The organism is Gilvimarinus sp. F26214L, from assembly GCF_054401055.1.
In genome coordinates, this window is record NZ_JBTIYG010000001.1 from 269,635 (window position 1) to 286,371 (window position 16,737).

19 protein-coding genes are annotated in these 16,737 nt (G+C 60.4%); 8 read left to right on the plus strand and 11 right to left on the minus strand.

What is annotated here, in order from left to right; genetic code table 11:
• Window positions 1–109: 109 nt before the first annotated feature.
• The 4 genes from ACURWW_RS01080 to ACURWW_RS01095 are packed head-to-tail and all read left to right on the plus strand — an operon-like array spanning window position 110 to window position 3,683.
• A complete protein-coding gene (locus ACURWW_RS01080) occupies window positions 110–400 on the plus strand; it encodes a c-type cytochrome (RefSeq protein ID WP_445615163.1) in 291 nt (96 codons plus the stop codon).
• 31 nt (window positions 401–431) lie between these two features.
• Window positions 432–2,273: a methanol/ethanol family PQQ-dependent dehydrogenase gene (locus tag ACURWW_RS01085; protein WP_445615164.1), complete on the plus strand. Its 1,842-nt coding sequence runs from the start codon at window positions 432–434 to the stop codon at window positions 2,271–2,273.
• Window positions 2,257–2,802, plus strand: coding sequence for a c-type cytochrome (locus ACURWW_RS01090; RefSeq protein WP_445615165.1), 546 nt, complete (start codon window positions 2,257–2,259; stop codon window positions 2,800–2,802). Before ACURWW_RS01085 ends, ACURWW_RS01090 begins: the two co-directional genes overlap by 17 nt.
• 56 nt (window positions 2,803–2,858) lie before the next feature.
• On the plus strand, window positions 2,859–3,683 hold the full coding sequence (locus ACURWW_RS01095) for a GlcG/HbpS family heme-binding protein (protein WP_445615166.1): 825 nt from the start codon (window positions 2,859–2,861) through the stop codon (window positions 3,681–3,683).
• 49 nt (window positions 3,684–3,732) lie between these two features.
• Here the strand turns inward: ACURWW_RS01095 and ACURWW_RS01100 are convergent, their stop codons facing one another.
• Entirely contained in the window at window positions 3,733–4,248 is a 516-nt protein-coding gene (locus ACURWW_RS01100) for a hypothetical protein (protein ID WP_445615167.1), read from the minus strand.
• 151 nt (window positions 4,249–4,399) lie between these two features.
• Between ACURWW_RS01100 and ACURWW_RS01105 the strand changes: the two genes are divergently transcribed.
• A complete protein-coding gene (locus ACURWW_RS01105; protein ID WP_445615168.1) occupies window positions 4,400–5,602 on the plus strand; it encodes a zinc-dependent alcohol dehydrogenase in 1,203 nt (400 codons plus the stop codon).
• A gap of 60 nt (window positions 5,603–5,662) precedes the next feature.
• On the opposite strand, the gene ACURWW_RS01110 is transcribed toward ACURWW_RS01105, so the two are convergent.
• The gene (locus ACURWW_RS01110; RefSeq protein ID WP_445615169.1) at window positions 5,663–6,148 is read right to left on the minus strand and encodes a DUF2383 domain-containing protein; all 486 of its coding nucleotides are present in this window, start codon (window positions 6,146–6,148) and stop codon (window positions 5,663–5,665) included.
• A gap of 188 nt (window positions 6,149–6,336) precedes the next feature.
• Here ACURWW_RS01110 and ACURWW_RS01115 point away from each other — a divergent pair, with 188 nt between their 5' ends.
• The gene (locus ACURWW_RS01115; RefSeq protein WP_445615170.1) at window positions 6,337–6,933 is read left to right on the plus strand and encodes an exopolysaccharide biosynthesis protein; all 597 of its coding nucleotides are present in this window, start codon (window positions 6,337–6,339) and stop codon (window positions 6,931–6,933) included.
• A 21-nt stretch (window positions 6,934–6,954) separates the two neighbouring features.
• On the opposite strand, the gene ACURWW_RS01120 is transcribed toward ACURWW_RS01115, so the two are convergent.
• The gene (locus ACURWW_RS01120; RefSeq protein ID WP_445615171.1) at window positions 6,955–7,176 is read right to left on the minus strand and encodes a hypothetical protein; all 222 of its coding nucleotides are present in this window, start codon (window positions 7,174–7,176) and stop codon (window positions 6,955–6,957) included.
• Window positions 7,177–7,348: 172 nt separating this feature from the next.
• Entirely contained in the window at window positions 7,349–7,582 is a 234-nt protein-coding gene (locus tag ACURWW_RS01125) for a hypothetical protein (protein WP_445615172.1), read from the minus strand.
• Between the two features lie 168 nt (window positions 7,583–7,750).
• On the opposite strand from ACURWW_RS01125, the gene ACURWW_RS01130 reads away from it, so the two are divergent.
• Together ACURWW_RS01130 and ACURWW_RS01135 are read left to right on the plus strand one after the other, a co-directional pair.
• Window positions 7,751–8,980, plus strand: coding sequence for an NAD(P)/FAD-dependent oxidoreductase (locus ACURWW_RS01130; protein WP_445615173.1), 1,230 nt, complete (start codon window positions 7,751–7,753; stop codon window positions 8,978–8,980).
• Complete coding sequence (locus ACURWW_RS01135; RefSeq protein WP_445615174.1) at window positions 8,977–9,354, plus strand: (2Fe-2S) ferredoxin domain-containing protein; 378 nt, start codon at window positions 8,977–8,979, stop codon at window positions 9,352–9,354. Before ACURWW_RS01130 ends, ACURWW_RS01135 begins: the two co-directional genes overlap by 4 nt.
• Window positions 9,355–9,359: 5 nt before the next feature.
• Here ACURWW_RS01135 and ACURWW_RS01140 read toward each other — a convergent pair whose 3' ends face one another.
• From ACURWW_RS01140 to lolA, 7 genes are all read right to left on the minus strand, one after another.
• Window positions 9,360–9,992, minus strand: coding sequence for a MarC family protein (locus ACURWW_RS01140; protein ID WP_445615175.1), 633 nt, complete (start codon window positions 9,990–9,992; stop codon window positions 9,360–9,362).
• A 42-nt stretch (window positions 9,993–10,034) separates the two neighbouring features.
• Window positions 10,035–11,390 (minus strand): glutathione-disulfide reductase, encoded by a 1,356-nt coding sequence (gene gorA / locus ACURWW_RS01145; RefSeq protein WP_445615176.1) that lies wholly within the window; start codon window positions 11,388–11,390, stop codon window positions 10,035–10,037.
• Window positions 11,391–11,548: 158 nt separating this feature from the next.
• On the minus strand, window positions 11,549–12,946 hold the full coding sequence (gene cysG / locus ACURWW_RS01150) for a siroheme synthase CysG (RefSeq protein ID WP_445615177.1): 1,398 nt from the start codon (window positions 12,944–12,946) through the stop codon (window positions 11,549–11,551).
• 24 nt (window positions 12,947–12,970) lie between these two features.
• Window positions 12,971–14,254 carry a serine--tRNA ligase gene (serS, locus tag ACURWW_RS01155; protein ID WP_445615178.1) on the minus strand — a complete coding sequence of 428 codons (1,284 nt, stop codon included), beginning with the start codon at window positions 14,252–14,254 and terminating at the stop codon, window positions 12,971–12,973.
• 86 nt (window positions 14,255–14,340) lie between these two features.
• Entirely contained in the window at window positions 14,341–14,718 is a 378-nt protein-coding gene (gene crcB, locus ACURWW_RS01160; RefSeq protein WP_445615179.1) for a fluoride efflux transporter CrcB, read from the minus strand.
• A 37-nt stretch (window positions 14,719–14,755) separates the two neighbouring features.
• Complete coding sequence (locus tag ACURWW_RS01165; RefSeq protein WP_445615180.1) at window positions 14,756–16,114, minus strand: replication-associated recombination protein A; 1,359 nt, start codon at window positions 16,112–16,114, stop codon at window positions 14,756–14,758.
• Window positions 16,104–16,736 (minus strand): outer membrane lipoprotein chaperone LolA, encoded by a 633-nt coding sequence (lolA, locus tag ACURWW_RS01170; protein ID WP_445615181.1) that lies wholly within the window; start codon window positions 16,734–16,736, stop codon window positions 16,104–16,106. The genes ACURWW_RS01165 and lolA overlap by 11 nt, the downstream gene beginning before the upstream one ends.
• Window position 16,737: the final 1 nt, after the last annotated feature.

Consider the following 16,737-nt stretch of genomic DNA (forward strand, 5'->3'; position numbering starts at 1 on the left):
CTTGCTGGATGCGAGACCTGAGATGATTTTGCGTGGCGCCGCTCTGCTATTGCTCGGTGTTGCAGCCACAGGTGGTTGTACCGGTGGAGGCGCGCCACCCGGTGAGGATATGCGAACCACGGGGGACCCCCGGCAAGGCGCCGCCCTGATTCGCGAGTTTGGCTGCGGCAGTTGTCACACCATTCCCGGCATCCGATCCGCGAGAGGCGTCGTGGGCCCACCTCTGGACTTCTTCTCCCGCAGGACTTACATCACTGGGCGCCTGCCTAATTCCGAGCAGAATCTGGTGCTATGGATCCTCAATCCACAACAAGTGGACCCGCTCACCGCCATGCCACCAGTCGGCGCCAGTGAAAAGCAGGCGCGTCATATCGCCGCGTACCTCTACACCCTGGAATAGCCAGCCGGAATCAGCAAAAGGAGAGAAACAAATGCCCCAAAGAGCTATCCGCCCCACCCTCGCGGTTCTCATGTTGGTCAGCGCCCTCTCCCACTCCCAGGACGAGACGCAGCCTCCGGAGATCCGCGGTCACGTGGAGAGCCGTCATTACAAGCAAGGCGTCGAGCTCATCACCCCTCTTCCCAAGGGCGAATGGCACCTGCCTGCCGGCGACTACGCCAACACCCGCTACAGTCCTTTGGGGCAGATCAATACCTCCAACGCTTCACGCCTGAAACCCATAACCACCATGTCCACTGGCGTGCCGCAGGGGCATGAGGGATCGCCCCTGGTTGTGGGCCACACGATGTACGTGGTCACCCCGTTCCCCAACAACCTGATTGCCATCGACCTCACCGAGCCCAGCGGAGCTCTCAAGTGGATTTACGAACCCCACCCGAACCCCCAATCGGTGGGAGTCGCCTGCTGCGATGTGGTGAACCGGGGTGCCTCCTACGCGGACGGCAAGATCATGTACAACACACTGGACGCCCATACGGTGGCGGTGGACGCGGAAACCGGCGAGGAAATCTGGCGGACCAAGGTGGGCGAAATCAATCGCGGCGAGACCACCACCATGGCCCCACTGGTGGTCAAGGACAAGCTGATCGTGGGCAACTCGGGCGGCGAGTTGGGTGTGCGCGGAAAAATACTGGCGCTCAATATCGAAACCGGGGAGGAGGTCTGGACTGCCTATAACACCGGCCCCGACGAGGAGGTTCTTATCGGCGAGAACTTCAAACCCTGGTATCGGAAAGATCAGGGCAAGGACCTTGGCGCAACCACCTGGCCCGGCGATGAATGGCAATTGGGTGGTTCTACAGTCTGGGGATGGGTTTCCTATGACCCGGAACTGGATCTGATCTATTACGGAACGGGCAATCCCGGCGTCTGGAACCCGGACAAACGCAAGGGGGACAACAAGTGGTCCTCCTCCATCATTGCACGGGACCCCGACACGGGCATGGCGCGTTGGGCCTACCAGATCTCTCCACATGACGCCTGGGATTACGACGAGATCATGGAAAACATCCTGGTGGACATGGAGTTCAACGGGGAAAAACGCAAACTGCTGATCCATCCGGGACGCACCGGTTTTGTCTTCGTCCTGGATCGGGAAACTGGAGAGCTGCTCTCGGCGGAAAAGTTCGTGCCGTCCACCAACTGGGCGGACGGCTTCGATCTGGAAACGGGTCTACCCCGGGAGAATCCGGAAAAGCGACCGCATTTCGGTGAAGTCACGCGGGACATCTGCCCCTCCTCCACCGGCGGAAAGGAGTTTAACCCCGCGTCCTTTTCCCCACGGACCGGGCTCGTCTACATCCCGGCCCACAATACTTGCATGGATTTTGAGCCCATCGAGGTGAGTTACATCGCCGGCACGCCCTACCTGGGTGCCGAAGTAAGAATGAAGATCGGGCCCGGAGGGTATCAGGGGGAACTGGTGGCCTGGGACCCGGTGGCGGGTAAAAAGGTCTGGGGAATCAAGGACGAGAAGTTTCCCATGTACAGCGGCACCCTCGTAACTGCGGGAGATCTGGTGTTTTTCGGAACCATGGACGGCTGGTTCAAGGTGGCCGATGCGCGCAACGGTACCGAACTCTACAAGTTCAAACTGGCCTCGGGAGTTATCAGCAATCCCATGACCTACCTGGGCCCGGACGGGCGGCAGTATGTTGCGCTCTACGCCGGCGTGGGCGGCTGGATGGGGGCGGCCGCGTTTCCTTCGACTTCCACCGACGATCCCTATGCGATGCTTGGAGCCATGGGCGCAATGACGGAGTTGCCCAGGAATACAGCTCCTGGAGGTGTGCTGTATGTGTTCGGACTCTAGCAGGTTGATCCCGGGCCCGCTGCGCCACCGGATTGTTCCCCGTCAATGGCTGGCCGACGGCCACACGCGTACAAGCTGGAAGCGCGCCTTCGGGATACTCGCGGTCACGGCCAGCATCGCGGCAGGCGCCGGTTGTGAACGCCCTGCCTCCAGCGGCGCCAATGCCGTGGGCACCGCACCGCACATCGACAGTTTTCAGGGCCCGCTGCCCGGAACGGCGCCCGCGCCAGAGTTACCGCAAAACCCCTATGCCGATGACCCGGTTGCGATTCGCGAAGGTCGCGATCTGTTCGTGCAGTTCAATTGCTACGGTTGCCACGGGGGGCGCGCCGGTGGCGGCATGGGCCCCAGCTTGCGCGACCAGGTCTGGCTCCACGGTGAATCTCCGGCCCATATTTTTGCCTCCATCGCCGAAGGGCGACCTCACGGCATGCCGGCCTGGGGAACCATGCTTTCCACCGAACAGATGTGGAAGCTCACGGCCTACATCACCTCGCTCAGAACAGAGCTTGAACCTGCAAAGCCCTGACAGAACCGGGCAGGAGCGAGGCAGAAACCCGCAACAGCAAGGACGAGGTACCCACCATGACAGATTCACCGACCGCCCTCCTCGTGGCCACCCTTTGCTGCAGTGCGCTTGCGCTGCTCGGCTGCGACAGCGGGCGGACCGATGGAGAGCGCCAGCGTAGCGGACCCGCCGGGTACCAGGAAGGCGAATCGACGGAGATGGCCCTGGGGGAGCAGGCTCTGGGTTGCGATGAACTACCGGACACGGCGCAACTGGCAGCCTGGTTGCGGGAAGTTCCCGACGAGGGGGAGGCCGGCGGGCTGTTCAGTGGCCGCCAGGAGTGGGCAGCGGTGGTGAACCGGCAGGGAGAACTGTGTGCAATGGCCGTGTCTATGGACGACGCCGCCGCAGCCTGGCCCGGTTCAATCAACATCGCGAAGGCCAAGGCATTTACAGCCAATGCCTTCAGCACCGATCTGATGCCCCTTTCCACGGCGCGTCTCTACACCATGAGCCAACCGGGCCATTCTCTTTTCGGTGCCGCCAACGGCAACCCGTTCAAGAGTGATTGCCTCGGCACTCCGGAAGACCCCGACCGCGGCGTGGGCGAAGTATGCGGCGGTGTGATCACCTTTGGCGGCGGACTCGCGCTCTACAAGGACAAGACAAAAGTGGGCGGTTTGGGTGTGAGCGGCGACACCCCCTGCGCGGATCACGAAATTGCCAAGCGCATCCGGACCGCCGCCGGACTCAACCCGCCCCAGGGACAGGCAGTGGATGACATTCAGTACGGCATCGCGGACGACCCGTCCATTTACATTCACCCCCTGTGCCCCAACACCTGGCGCAACGGCGAACAAATCGGTGAGGAAAGCCCCGTCAAAGGATACCGGGACCAGTGACGGGCCTGGCCCCTCCTGGTCCGCTGCAGTCAGCTGAAACCGTTCGTGGTCACGGCGATTCGGCTTCCGCTTCCGCAGCCTGGTTCTGCATCATCTGGTTCATCATCTGCTGCATCATCTCCATGCGGTTTTGCATCATCTCCAGGCGTTGCTCCGTCGGCATCGCGCCCATGCCACCACCCCGCTGAGGCGCCCCCCGGTTCATCATCTGCATGTTCTGCTGCATCGCTTCCCGATGTTGGCGCAGCAGGTCCTGGCGCTCCTGGGGGTCATCCGTCTGGTGGATCCGGTCCATCATCTGACTCATCTCCTGCATGCGCTGCTGCATCCGCTCCTGGGATTGCGGCTGAGACCCTGCACTCGCACCGGGCCGCTGAGCCTGCCGCTGCTGTTCGATCTGATCGCGATTCTGCTCCATCAGCTCCTGACTGGGCGTCTGTCCCTCCCCCTGCGCAGGTGGTCCTCCAGGACGGCTTCCTCCATTTTGCTGCGCCAGTACGGGTGCACAGAACATTGTTGCTGAGAGGGTAATGGTTGCGACGATGGATACGATTGACTGCTTCATAGCGACCTCCTGTAAGCAAGCCTGGCGGTTCCAAACCGAGGGTGGGATGAAGCCTGCATTTTCGATTCCCACTTGCACGAGGCGGTCGGATGGCACCCTGTTTGCGACACCTCGCCACTTTCATCCGCCGTCGATCATCAGGAGGAGACCTATGAAAGCGGTTGTTTTTCACGGCCTGGGCGACATTCGCCTGGACGAAGTTCCCGAGCCTCAGATTCAGGAGAGCGGCGATGCAATCGTCCGCCTCACCACCAGCGCCATCTGCGGCACCGACCTCCACTTTATTCGAGGTACGATGCCGGGCATGAAGGAAGGCACGATACTCGGCCACGAAGGCGTCGGAGTAGTGGAAAAGCTGGGCCCGGACGTGCGTAACCTGGAGGTGGGCGATCGGGTTGTCATCCCCTCCACCATCGCCTGTGGCTTCTGTGCATACTGTCGTGCCGGCTATTACTCCCAATGCGACAACGCGAACCCTCACGGTAACCAGGCTGGAACGGCATTCTATGGCGGCCCGGAGTCGACCGGCCCCTTTGATGGTTTGCAGGCGGAGAAGGCGCGCATCCCCATGGCCGCCGTCAACCTCTGCAAACTGCCCGACGATATCACCGACGATCAGGCCATACTCCTTTCGGATATCTTCCCCACCGGGTATTTCGGCGCCGACCTGGCGGACATCAAACCCGGGCATACGGTCGCCGTATTCGGTTGCGGCCCCGTGGGTCAGTTTGCCATCGCCTCCGCGAAACACATGGACGCGGGGCTCATCTTCGCTGTGGACTCCGTGCCCGATCGACTGGAGATGGCCCGTCGCCAGGGCGCCGAAGTCATCGATTTCAATGCCGAAGACCCGGTGGAGAAAATTCGTTCACTTACTGGCGGCATCGGTGTGGACTGTGGCATTGACGCGGTCGGGGTGGACGCGGAGCACGCCCATCACGGGCCCGCGAAGTCTCAGGACGAAACCTTCGCCCCCGAGCGACGGGCGGCCGCTCCTGAACAGGCTCCGCAAGGTGATCTGTGGAAGCCGGGAAGCGCCCCTTCCCAGGCGCAGCGGTGGGCCGTCGAAGCGCTTGCCAAGGCCGGGACGCTCGCCATCATCGGGGTCTATCCGCCTGCGGATATGACCTTCCCGATCGGTCGGGCCATGAACCGGAACCTGACAATACGCATGGGCAACTGCAACCACCGAAAATACATTCCCAAGCTTGTGGAGCTTGTCCGGTCCGGCGTAGTGGATCCGGTGGAGGTTCTCAGTCAGCATGAAGCCATGGACTCGGTGATTGGTGCATACCAGGCATTCGACACCCGCAAGCCGGGCTGGCTGAAGGTGGCGTTGCGACCGATGCAGTGACTTCTCGGGCGGGCCGCCGGAACGATTCACCCCGGTGCCCCGCCATGCGCTGAAGGCACTTCAGCGCATGAACCTGGTGGCGAGTGTTGTGGGACTCTCCCGATGGCCCGCCGCTCCGCGCGCTGCACGGGCCCGGTCGAGCATCTGTTCAAACTCCGGCTTGAGGTCCGAGAGTGCCTCGCGAAGGTCGTCACCTTCCGCGCTGGCGAGCGCCTCGCGATACGCGACCACGGAGCGCTCTTCCAGCTCACCGAGGTGATCGATGTAAACGTAAGCATCGTTGTCGTTGAGAGCGGCCAGAAGCCGGCTGCGGTATTCTTCCAGTCGCAGTTCGAGGTCAATGTCTTCGTCGTTAATGGACTCCACTTCTGCGAGGCTCGCGAAGGGCCGAAGCTGTCGCTCGATGCGCTCCCGCTCGGCGAGATTGCGCGAGAAGAAGGTGGCCAGATCCCGGTCCTGGATCCGCTCCCGTGCGTCCCGGTAAAATTCATTGCCTTTGCTCAGGATCCACAGCAATTTGTGAAGGGCTTCCGATTCGCGATCCATGGAGTACCTCCCCCGATTATCGTGCGAAAAAGGTGGTTTACCAGCAATGCCTACGCCATTAGTCCCGTCGAGGCTGGTCTGTTTTCTGCATCGTCTGTTATCTTCATCGAGAGGCGCCGAATGGCATCTGCCACAATGGGCCCGGTACCTGGAGGTGAATACAGCCGGTACCTGGAGGTGAATACAGATTGGCGGTTCAGGATCAGGAGCAGCCCCATAACCTGGAACAGCTGCTGGAACGATTGAAGGAAAACACCTGTGCTGGCGACAGCGTCAGCGTCGGGGATATGCTGGACGCCGTGGGACGGCGCTCCTTCGGTCCCGTTCTGCTGTTGTTCGGCGTCATTCCCGCGTCTCCCCTGAGTGGAATTCCCGGGCTGCCGAGTGTAATTTCAGTCCTTGTGCTACTGGTCGTAGTGCAATTGCTCGCAGGGCACAAGCACTTCTGGCTCCCGGCTTTTTTGCTGAACCGCCGAGTACCCCGCAGCAAGTACACCAAGGCCCTGTCGTTTCTTCAGAAGCCCGCTCGCTGGATCGATCGCCCCCTGCACCCACGGCTGCAACTGCTCACCCGCGGTCCGGCCGAGTATGTGATTGCGGTGGTGTGCCTGGTGATCGCCCTCACCATGCCGCCTCTCGAACTGGTCCCTTTCGCCAATACAACCACGGGCATAGCCCTGTCGGTCTTCGGACTGGCGCTCACAGCCAATGACGGCTTGCTGGTCATGATCGGGCTGGCGGTGTTTGGCGTAAGCGTGTTTCTGGGTGTGCGTGCGCTGTTATGACGCGCGCGCTTCGATGAAAAGCTAACGGATCAAGCGCGCGCCCAACCAGCCGGCTGCGAAGGCGATGCCCACCGAGGCAAGGGGATGGTCAATAATCGTAATTTCAGCCTTTGTGACCCATTCTTTCAACGGACTCTGCTCTTCCCCGTAAGCCGCGCGGAACTCACCATTGCCCTCCGTCTCGCTGCTACTACCGGCCTCCGTTTGGCTCGCGTGTGTTTGGTCCTCAAACGGGTAAGTCATAGGCGTTCTCCTGGAAAATGTGTGGGCTCATGCATAATGAAAGTCAAGGACTGTGCCAGAGATCAGCCGGCGCGATACCGGTTTTCTCCGAGGGCGGTGGAAATGATGTCGATGTGAAGTGCTTCACTGAGCGGTCGTTCATGGGTCCACTTTCGTGGGGTCCAACCGCCGATCAGGGAGTCTCGTCCAGTATGACAAAAGACAGGAAGGTGGTGAGCAGGCTCAGGGCGGCGATGAACGGCAGAGTCGGAAAGGCCAGCATCACCATTCCCGAGCCAATCCAGACCGATTTTACAATCTCCTTCTTCTTTCGATAGCGACGCGTGTAGCGGCGCCCGTGGCTGTGGGCCGGATCAGGTGCGCAGGTGCGGGACCAGTCCGGCAGCAACCACTCCAATATCCGCATCTTTCCTTCCTCCGGGTCTGCAGCCAGGTTAGACACCTTGATGGGCGCCGCACAGCGGCCCCCAATCGGCAAGGGAATACAGGTACAGCAATGTTCGGGCCGCCGCTTCACATGGACCCTGTGGCTCCCGTACACTTAAGCCCAACATTCCCAGGGGACAATGCGCTTGTGAACTCCAACGTCAACTCTGTAGTTATCGTCGGCGCCGGTCAGGCTGGCTGCCAGCTTGCCGACAGCCTGCGCCAGCTGGGCTTTTCCGGCCGAATTGATTTGGTCGGTGAGGAAAACTCCCTCCCCTACCAGCGACCGCCGCTGTCGAAAAAATTCCTCGCCGGCGAAATTCCCGCCGAACGCCTCCTGCTGCGGCCCGAGAGCTTTTACCAAAAAAACGAGATCCATATCCGCCCCCAAACCCAGGCCGTGCGGCTGGATCTGGAGAAGCAGGACGTGCACCTGAGCAACGGTGAGGTCCTCCACTATGACCGTCTGGCTCTCTGCACCGGGGCGCACGTATTCCGCCTGCAATTGCCTGGCAGCGATCTTGCGGGCGTCCACTATCTGCGCACAGTGGAAGATGTGGAGCAAATCAGGGAGAGGCTCACGGATGTTCGCCACGTAGCCGTGATCGGTGCCGGCTTTGTGGGCCTGGAAACGGCGGCCATGCTCGCCCAACTCGGCAAGTCAGTCACCGTGGTGGAAACCCAGGACCGGGTCATGGCCCGCGCCGTAGCGCCGGAGATCTCGGGCTTTTTTCAGACGCTTCACGATGAACACGGAGTCCGGATACTCCTCGGACACGGAGTCACAGCCCTGGAAGGCGAATCCGGAGCGCTGTCCGGGTTGCGGTTGAGCAACGGCGAAATCGTTCCGGCCGAGCTTTGTATTATCGGCGTAGGCATTCTGCCCAACGTGAGTTTGGCGGCCGACGCCGGAATCCATTGTGAGAACGGAATACAAGTGGACGAGTTTGCTCTGACCAGTAATGATCGTGTGGTGGCCGCGGGGGACTGTGCCGAACACCCCAATGAGCTTCTGCAGCGGCGTCTGCGGCTGGAGTCTGTGCACAATGCGATCGAGCAGGCGAAGACGGCTGCGGCCAGCATTCTCGACCAACGCAAGCCCTACCGTCAGTACCCCTGGTTCTGGTCCGACCAGTACGACGTCAAACTGCAGATGGTGGGAATCTCCCACGGTCATGATCAACTGGTATTTCGGGGGGATCCTGAGTCCCGTCGATTCTCCTGCTTTTACTTCAGGGAGGGACGGCTGCACGCGGTGGACTCCATCAATCGCCCGGCCGACCATATGCAGGCGCGGCGTTTGCTCAATAACCAGATTCCAATTACCCCCGAACAGGCTGCCGACCCCGACTGCAACCTCAAAGATCTGAACCCATGACGCATCTACCACTGAGCGCCGAGGACATTCGCGCACTTGAACGAAAGGCGAAAAACCTCCGCCTCAATCGCATTCGCAGGCACATTTTTCTTTGCGCGGATCAAACGGAAGCCAAGTGCTGCAGCAGGGAGGCGGGCCTCGCATCCTGGGATTACCTCAAACGCCGAATCAACGAGTTGCAGGATGAACTGCAGTTTTCAGTTCAGCGGACCAAGGCCAACTGCCTCAGGATTTGTCAGGGCGGCCCTATCGCTGTGGTTTATCCCGAAGGCGTGTGGTACCACTCCTGCACCCCGGAAGTTCTGGAGAAGATTATCCAGCAGCACCTGATCGGCGGCCAGGTAGTGGATGATTATAGGATCCGGATTGACTAGCCCGGTCAGCCGGCGACGAACTGTTTGATCCCGACCGCAATAAACTCCACAGCAATCGCAACAATGATCAAACCCATAACCTTGTTGCTTATGGCAATGGCCGTCGGCCCGACCTTGCGCAGCAACTTCCCGCCCATGCGCAGGCTGATCCAGATGATGCTGCCAATGATAAGGAGACACCCCATCATCAGTGCGTAATGCTCCCACAGGTTACTGCGGAAACTGAATACGATCACCGTGGAGAACGCGCCCGGTCCTGCCAGCAAGGGAATGGCAATGGGCACCACCACCTGGGTCTTGACCCCCTGCCCCATTTCCGAGTCGGCAGTGCGCTCGCTGGTGGTACTTTCATAAATCATTTGCATCCCCATGACCAGCAGCAAGAGCCCGCCGGCAATCCGGAATGATGGCAGGCTGATTCCAAAAAAGCGCAGAATGTCTTCTCCGAGAAAAAGTGAAATCAGTAGCGCTGTGGTCGTTGCGAAGGCAACCTGCCGCGCCAGTCGCTTGTTCTCGGTCCTGGACAGCCGGGCGGTAATTCGGACATAGATGGGTAGTATCATCAGCGGATCCACGATCGCAATCATCGCGATCAGGAATTTGCTGTACTCGGTTAGCGGAAGCGCCAGTTCCAACAAGACGAAAAGCCCTCTATTGTTTTTTTAAGTGCCGGCCGGCGGTTACTCCCGGCTTACCTGGCGCATGGTGACGAACTCTTCCGCCGCAGTGGGGTGAATACCCAGAGTGCTGTCGAAATCCGCCTTGGTGGCCCCCGCGTGCATGGCCACGGCAAGCCCCTGTATGATCTCCCCGGCCTCATGGCCCACCATGTGACAGCCGAGCACCCGGTCGCTATCCCCGTCCACAACAAGCTTCATGTAGGTTCGCTCCGTAAGACCACTCAGGGTGTGCTTGATGTGTCGGAAGTCCGTCTCGTAAACGCGAACATTGGTACAAACCTCCCTCGCTGCAGACTCGCTGAGCCCGACCGTAGCAACGTTAGGCTGGGTGAATACCGCCGTGGGCACGTTGCGGTAGTCCACGATACCCTTGCCATTGCCAAACAGGTGTTGCGCCAGAGCCGTTCCTTCCGCCAGGGCTACGGGTGTCAGTTCCGGGCCACCGGTGATATCGCCGATGGCGTAAATGGAATGCTCATCCGTGCGATTTTGGCGATTGACCTGGACGACGCCGCGCTCGTCGCACCGAACCCGGGTGTTCTCCAGCCCGAGAGCGTCAGTCATGGGTCGGCGACCCGTGGCAAACATGACTTGATCCACGCGACACAAACTATCATCGCTCAAATGCAGTTTCAGGCCTTGCTGATCCCGGGTGATGGACCGCACTTCGGTTTCCAGGTGAAGCTGTACGCCTTTTGCACTCATTTCGCTTTGAATATGTTGGGCAACGTCCTCGTCAAAGTGGCGCAGCAGCCGGGGCCCCCGATGCAAGAGGTGCGTGATCACTCCAAGACCGTTGAAAATGCTAGCAAACTCCAGGGCGATATAGCCCGCGCCGACGACGGCTACCCGCTTCGGGAGTTCGGGCAGGTAGAACACCTCGTTTGACGTGATTGCGTGTTCCGCGCCAGGCAGGTCCGGAACAAAGGGCCAGGAACCCGCCGCAATAAGGATGTAACGGCAGGAGAAGGACTTCCCGTCGACCTCCACCTGCTGGGCATCGATCAGGCGCGCGTGCCCGCGATGGAGTTCCACGCCGGCGTTTGTCAGCAAATTGCCGTAGACGCTGTTGAGCCGCTCGATTTCCCGGTTCTTGTTGTCGCGCAGGGTGGGCCAGTCGAAACCGACTTCGCCGAGTTGCCAGCCGAACCCTGGTGCGGCAGCGAATTCCTCGCTGAACTGGGCCCCATACATGAACAGTTTCTTGGGAACGCAGCCGACGTTGACGCAAGTGCCGCCGAGATAGCGGCTTTCCGCTACCGCTACCCGAGCCCCCAGTTGCGCAGCCACCCGGCTGGCGCGAACACCGCCGGAGCCGGCGCCAATAACAAAGAGGTCGTAATCGAAATCTGCCATTGCCAATCTCTCATCGCCAAATGACCCGGGATACTAACCGGAGCTTGAGTGGATTGCGAGAGCCGTGCCGGGACGCACGGCGAAAGCCGCTGAATAACTTGGAGCTTAATGGAGCTTAAACTTGCCGGGCGCCACAGGCATACGGACGAACCGCGCTGTCAGGCTCCCCCGTCGACCGGCTGGAACCAGTTGAGCTTGTGATGAAGCAAGACCACTTCGCCGATGATGAGCAGCGTGGGCCCATGTACATCCTCGTCCCGAATCCTCTCGGCAAGGTCCGCAATGGTCGCCACAAAAACCCGCTGCTCTTCAGTTGTGCCTTTCTCGATCAGTGCCGCGGGAGTGCGCGGGTCGCGCCCGTGTTCCACCAGCCGCCGGCAAATATCAGGCAGCCCCACGAGCCCCATATAGAAAACCAGCGTCTGACGAGGGTCGAGCAACTCGGGAAACTCCACGTTGGCGCTGCCGTTTTTCAAATGCCCGGTAATGAAGCGCACCGATTGAGCGTAGTCACGGTGGGTCAATGGAATGCCGGCATAACTCGCGCAGCCGGAAGCCGCAGTAATGCCCGGCACCACCTGGAACGGAATGCCCTGCTCCGCCAGTTTCTCGATCTCCTCGCCGCCGCGCCCGAAGATAAATGGATCGCCGCCCTTGAGGCGCAAGACCCGCTTGCCTTGGTTCGCCAGATCCACCAGCAGCTGATTGATCTGCATTTGCGGTACGCGGTGATCGCTGCGGCGTTTACCAACGTAAACCCGCTCCGCGTCCTTTCGCGCGAGGTTAAGCACCGCTGAAGAAACGAGGCGATCATAGAGCACCACATCTGCCTGCTGCATCAACCGCAAAGCACGGAACGTAAGCAAATCCGGATCACCCGGGCCGGCACCCACCAGGTACACCTCTCCCCTAGTGCCGATCCGATCCGGGTTGCTCAACTGCTCTTCCACCAGTCGCTCTGCAGCCGGCAGATTACCGCTGAGGGCCAGTTCAGCAGGAACTCCCTGCAAGGCATTCTCCCAGAAGCGGCGGCGCTGGCGGGCTGACTGAAAGACCTGCTTCGCTCGCTCGCGATACCTGCCTGCGAGCTTCGCCAGGCTGCCGTAAGCCGCCGGTACAAGGGATTCGATCCGGGCCCGAAGCTGCCGGGCAAGGACCGGCGCCTGACCACCACTGCTGATGGCAACGATAAGGGGATCGCGATCGATGACTGCAGGAGTGATGAAGTTGCTGAGCTCGGGATTGTCGACCACATTGACCAGGCAGCCCTGGTCCATGGCCGCTTTGGACACAGCGGCGTTCACCTGCTCACTGTCCGTTGCGGCAATGACCAGGCGAAAGCGCTCCACGTCTTCCGCGGCAAAGGCGCGACGCTCGCAGGAGCCGCCGTTCTGCCTGACCAGAGCGTCCAGTTCGCTACTGATCGCGGGGGAGACCACATGAACACGAGCTGCTGAACGAATCAGGGACTGAGCCTTGCGAAGCGCGACCTCTCCGCCGCCCACCAACAGGCAGTGCTGCCCTGCAACCTTGTAAAACAGTGGTAAGTAGTCCAAGTGACATTCTCTGAGTGTGGCGGTTCAGCCCTTGCGGATAAGCTCCAGGCCACCCATGTAACTACGCAGGGCTTCCGGGACCCGGATCGAACCGTCTGCTTCCTGGTAATTTTCCATGATCGCCACCAGCGTGCGACCGATGGCCAGGCCGGACCCGTTCAGGGTGTGCAACAACTCGGGCTTGCCGGTTTCCGGGTTGCGGTAGCGGGCCTTCATCCGCCGCGCCTGAAAATCGCGGAAGGTGCTGCAGGAGGAAATTTCGCGGTATCTGTCCTGGGACGGCAGCCACACCTCCAGATCGTAGGTGCGCGCCGAGGAGAAGCTCAGGTCTCCGCCGCACAGGATCACTACACGGTATGGCAGTTCCAGGCGCTGCAAAATCGTCTCGGCGTGCGTCGTGAGGGCTTCCAGAGCCGCATCGGAGTCTTCCGGCTTCACAAACTGCACCAACTCCACTTTCTCGAACTGGTGCTGGCGAATCATGCCCCGGGTGTCCTTGCCGTAGCTGCCTGCTTCGCTGCGGAAACAGGGTGTATGACAAACGAATTTGAGAGGCAGTTGGCTGGCGTCCTGAAGAATCTCGTCGCGCATGACGTTGGTGACGGGCGCCTCGGCCGTGGGAATGAGATAGAACTCCCGTTCGTCCCGAAGCTTGAACAGGTCCTCTTCGAATTTTGGCAACTGGCCGACGCCATACATGGAGGCCTTGTTCACGATGTAGGGGACATAGATCTCCCGATAACCGTGCTCTTCGATATGAAGATCCAGCATGAACTGAATGAGCGCTCGATGGAGTTTGGCGAGCTGGTGTTGCATCACTACAAAGCGCGAACCGGCCAGTTTCGCCGCCAGTTCGAAATCCATTTGAGCCAGGGCTTCGCCCAGGTCCACGTGATCCTTCACCGGGAAGTCGAACTGGCGCGGATCGCCCCAGCGGCGGATCTCCACATTATCATCTTCGCTGCGTCCCTCCGGAACATCGTCCGCCGGCAGGTTCGGAACGCCGTCCATGAGCTGATCCCACTGGTGTTGCACATCACTCAGCTCTTTTTCGGCATTGGCCAGCTCGGCTTTGAGATGCTCCACCTCCTTCAGAAGGGGCTCGATGTCCTCCCCCGCCGCCTTGGCCTTGCCGATTCCCTTCGACTTCTGATTTCGCTCCGCCTGCAGGGCTTCGGTCTTCTGTTGAATGGTTTTGCGGACACCTTCCAGTTCGCGAATTTTATCCAGGTCCAGGGTATAACCTTTCAATGCCAGGGCCTTGGCCACGGCTTCCGCTTCTGTTCGGACCAGTTTGGGATCAAGCATCTGAACTCTCTGCTTTGGTTGGTTGATGACGAAATTGGTTGAAAGCTAAGTCAATTGACAGCTTTTAGATCGTGATGAAAACGGGTTCAGGTAAAAAGCCGGGACGCCAGGGCAATGGCCAGCGCTGCGGCCAGAATACAGCCAAGCACACTCGCAAGCACATAAACGGTCGCCATGGTGCCGTGGCCCAGCTGCCATAGCTGAACCGCTTCAAGCGAGAAGGCGGAGAAGGTGGTGAACGCTCCGAGAAAGCCCGTCATCACCGCGAGGCGCCACTCGGGCCCCAGCAAACCCCGGTCCACAATCAAAACGTAGACCAGCCCCAGGCAGAAACTCCCGGCCAGATTTGCCACCAGTGTCCCCAGGGGAAAGCGGTGCGCCCCGACAGGAACGAGCCAGGTCACTACCGCGTAGCGCCCCATTGCCCCCAACGCACCCCCAAGTGCAACCGCCAGCCATTGCATATACTTTCACTTTCTTCTGTTGTTCGGGCGTGTCCGGCTAACCGTTTCCGTTTTCGCCGCGAGTCGAACTTCCGTGGGCCTCGTCCAGCGAGCGCAGGTAGGCGAGCTTCTCCCGAATCCGGGTTTCCAGACCCCGTTCCACCGGAAAATAATATCGGCGCTCGTCCATTTCCTCCGGGAAGTAGTGCTCTCCCGCCGCGTAGGCCTCGGGCTCGTCGTGGGCGTAGCGGTACTCCTTTCCGTAACCCAGCCCCTTCATGAGTTTCGTGGGCGCATTGCGCAAATGCATCGGCACTTCGTAGCCTGGCAGTTCAGCCACTTCCCGGCGGGCCGCATTATACGCTGTATAAACCGCATTGCTCTTGGCGGCAACGGCGATGTACAGAACGGCTTGCGCAAGGGCCAGTTCCCCTTCGGGGCTGCCCAGGCGTTCCTGGGTCTGCCAGGCGTTGAGAGCCAGTTCCAGTGCCCGGGGATCGGCATTGCCGACCTCTTCGCTGGCCATGCGTACGATTCGCCGCGCCAGGTACAGCGGATCACATCCGCCGTCGAGCATCCGGGCAAACCAGTACAGGGCGGCATCGGGAGCTGAACCCCGGACGGCCTTGTGCATCGCGGAAATCTGATCGTAAAAATATTCCCCGCCCTTGTCGAAGCGACGCACATTGCCACCCAGGGCTTCCCGCACGGTCGCTTCGCTGACCCGCCACCGGCCATCTTCTTCGTGGGCGAGATCCGAGGTAATCTCCAGGAGGTTCAGCGCTGTGCGGGCGTCCCCGTCCGCAGCCTGAGCCACCAGGTCGAGCTGCCCCTCAGCAAACTCGATGGCGCGGCCCCCGAGCCCGCGTTCGGTATCCTGCAGCGCCTTTTGCAAAAGCTTCAGCAGGTGTTCCGGGGACAGGCTGCGCAACACGTATACGCGACAACGGGACAGGAGTGCGTTATTCAGCTCGAATGAGGGGTTTTCCGTGGTGGCGCCGATAAACAAAATTGTACCATCTTCCACATAGGGCAAGAACGCGTCCTGTTGCGCCTTGTTGAAGCGGTGTACCTCGTCCACGAACAGGATGGTTTTACGGCCGCTGGCCTGCCGCTCCTGCTGGGCGACTGCCACGGCAGCGCGGATGTCTTTAACGCCCGCCAGAACTGCCGACAGGGTCTCGAAGCGGGCGTCCGCAACCTCGGCCACCATGCGGGCCAGCGTGGTCTTTCCGACTCCGGGTGGGCCCCAGAAGATCATGGAATGGAGAATGCCCTTGTCGAGGGCTTCGCGGAGGGGCTTACCGGGGCCGAGTATGTGCTCCTGTCCGGCGAAATCACTCAGCCGTCGCGGCCGCATGCGCGCGGCCAGGGGCTGATAGCCCGCCTCCGGGCGGGCAAACAGGTCATCGTTCATCGAGAACGTCGACTCCTTCCGGCGGCTCGAACCGGAAGAGATCGCCGGGAATATCCTGATTGACCTTCAAGTCTTCGAAGCTGAAGGTGGACTGCTCGCCGAGGGCGGTGTACAACTCCCAGCCCACGGGCTGCTGGCCTTTGAATTCAAGTTCCAGCTTTTCAAAGGCGTTACCGGAGTCCAGAGGCACAAGTGCGTAGACTGTTGTTCCGTTGTTCCGGCGCACGTCCTCCACCCGGTAGTTGGCTTTCAGCTTTTCGAGATCACTGCTGAGCAGCAGTGCGGAATTCTCCTGCATCTGCTCATCCACGGTGTTGATGGTCACCTGCTCCAGGTCCGGGTCATAGACCCACAGGCTCTCACCGTCAGAGACCAGAAGCTGTTCAAATGGCTGGGCAATATGCCAGCGCAGCAGTCCGGGACGCTTGATGGCGAAGGTCCCGGTGTTTTCCTCCACAATCTCGCCGTCCTGATCCGTTGTCACCTGACTAAAGTCGCCCTGCAGGGAACGGGTCTGGCTAAGAAGCTGGTGAAGCTCCAGCAGCGGGTCGTCGTTCGCGGCCATTGTGGGAACTGCGAGCAAGGCCAGATTCAAAACCAGTATGGCGGGCTTGATGTGCATA

Bases quoted from the DNA above. Each gene is read 5' to 3' on its own strand.
- ACURWW_RS01080 (WP_445615163.1), top strand. From the start codon at position 110: ATGCGAACCACGGGGGACCCCCGGCAAGGCGCCGCCCTGATTCGCGAG.
- ACURWW_RS01085 (WP_445615164.1), top strand. From the start codon at position 432: ATGCCCCAAAGAGCTATCCGCCCCACCCTCGCGGTTCTCATGTTGGTC.
- ACURWW_RS01090 (WP_445615165.1), top strand. From the start codon at position 2,257: ATGTGTTCGGACTCTAGCAGGTTGATCCCGGGCCCGCTGCGCCACCGG.
- ACURWW_RS01095 (WP_445615166.1), top strand. From the start codon at position 2,859: ATGACAGATTCACCGACCGCCCTCCTCGTGGCCACCCTTTGCTGCAGT.
- ACURWW_RS01100 (WP_445615167.1), bottom strand. From the start codon at position 4,248: ATGAAGCAGTCAATCGTATCCATCGTCGCAACCATTACCCTCTCAGCA.
- ACURWW_RS01105 (WP_445615168.1), top strand. From the start codon at position 4,400: ATGAAAGCGGTTGTTTTTCACGGCCTGGGCGACATTCGCCTGGACGAA.
- ACURWW_RS01110 (WP_445615169.1), bottom strand. From the start codon at position 6,148: ATGGATCGCGAATCGGAAGCCCTTCACAAATTGCTGTGGATCCTGAGC.
- ACURWW_RS01120 (WP_445615171.1), bottom strand. From the start codon at position 7,176: ATGACTTACCCGTTTGAGGACCAAACACACGCGAGCCAAACGGAGGCC.
- ACURWW_RS01125 (WP_445615172.1), bottom strand. From the start codon at position 7,582: ATGCGGATATTGGAGTGGTTGCTGCCGGACTGGTCCCGCACCTGCGCA.
- ACURWW_RS01135 (WP_445615174.1), top strand. From the start codon at position 8,977: ATGACGCATCTACCACTGAGCGCCGAGGACATTCGCGCACTTGAACGA.
- gorA (WP_445615176.1), bottom strand. From the start codon at position 11,390: ATGGCAGATTTCGATTACGACCTCTTTGTTATTGGCGCCGGCTCCGGC.
- serS (WP_445615178.1), bottom strand. From the start codon at position 14,254: ATGCTTGATCCCAAACTGGTCCGAACAGAAGCGGAAGCCGTGGCCAAG.
- crcB (WP_445615179.1), bottom strand. From the start codon at position 14,718: ATGCAATGGCTGGCGGTTGCACTTGGGGGTGCGTTGGGGGCAATGGGG.
- ACURWW_RS01165 (WP_445615180.1), bottom strand. From the start codon at position 16,114: ATGAACGATGACCTGTTTGCCCGCCCGGAGGCGGGCTATCAGCCCCTG.
- lolA (WP_445615181.1), bottom strand. From the start codon at position 16,736: ATGCACATCAAGCCCGCCATACTGGTTTTGAATCTGGCCTTGCTCGCA.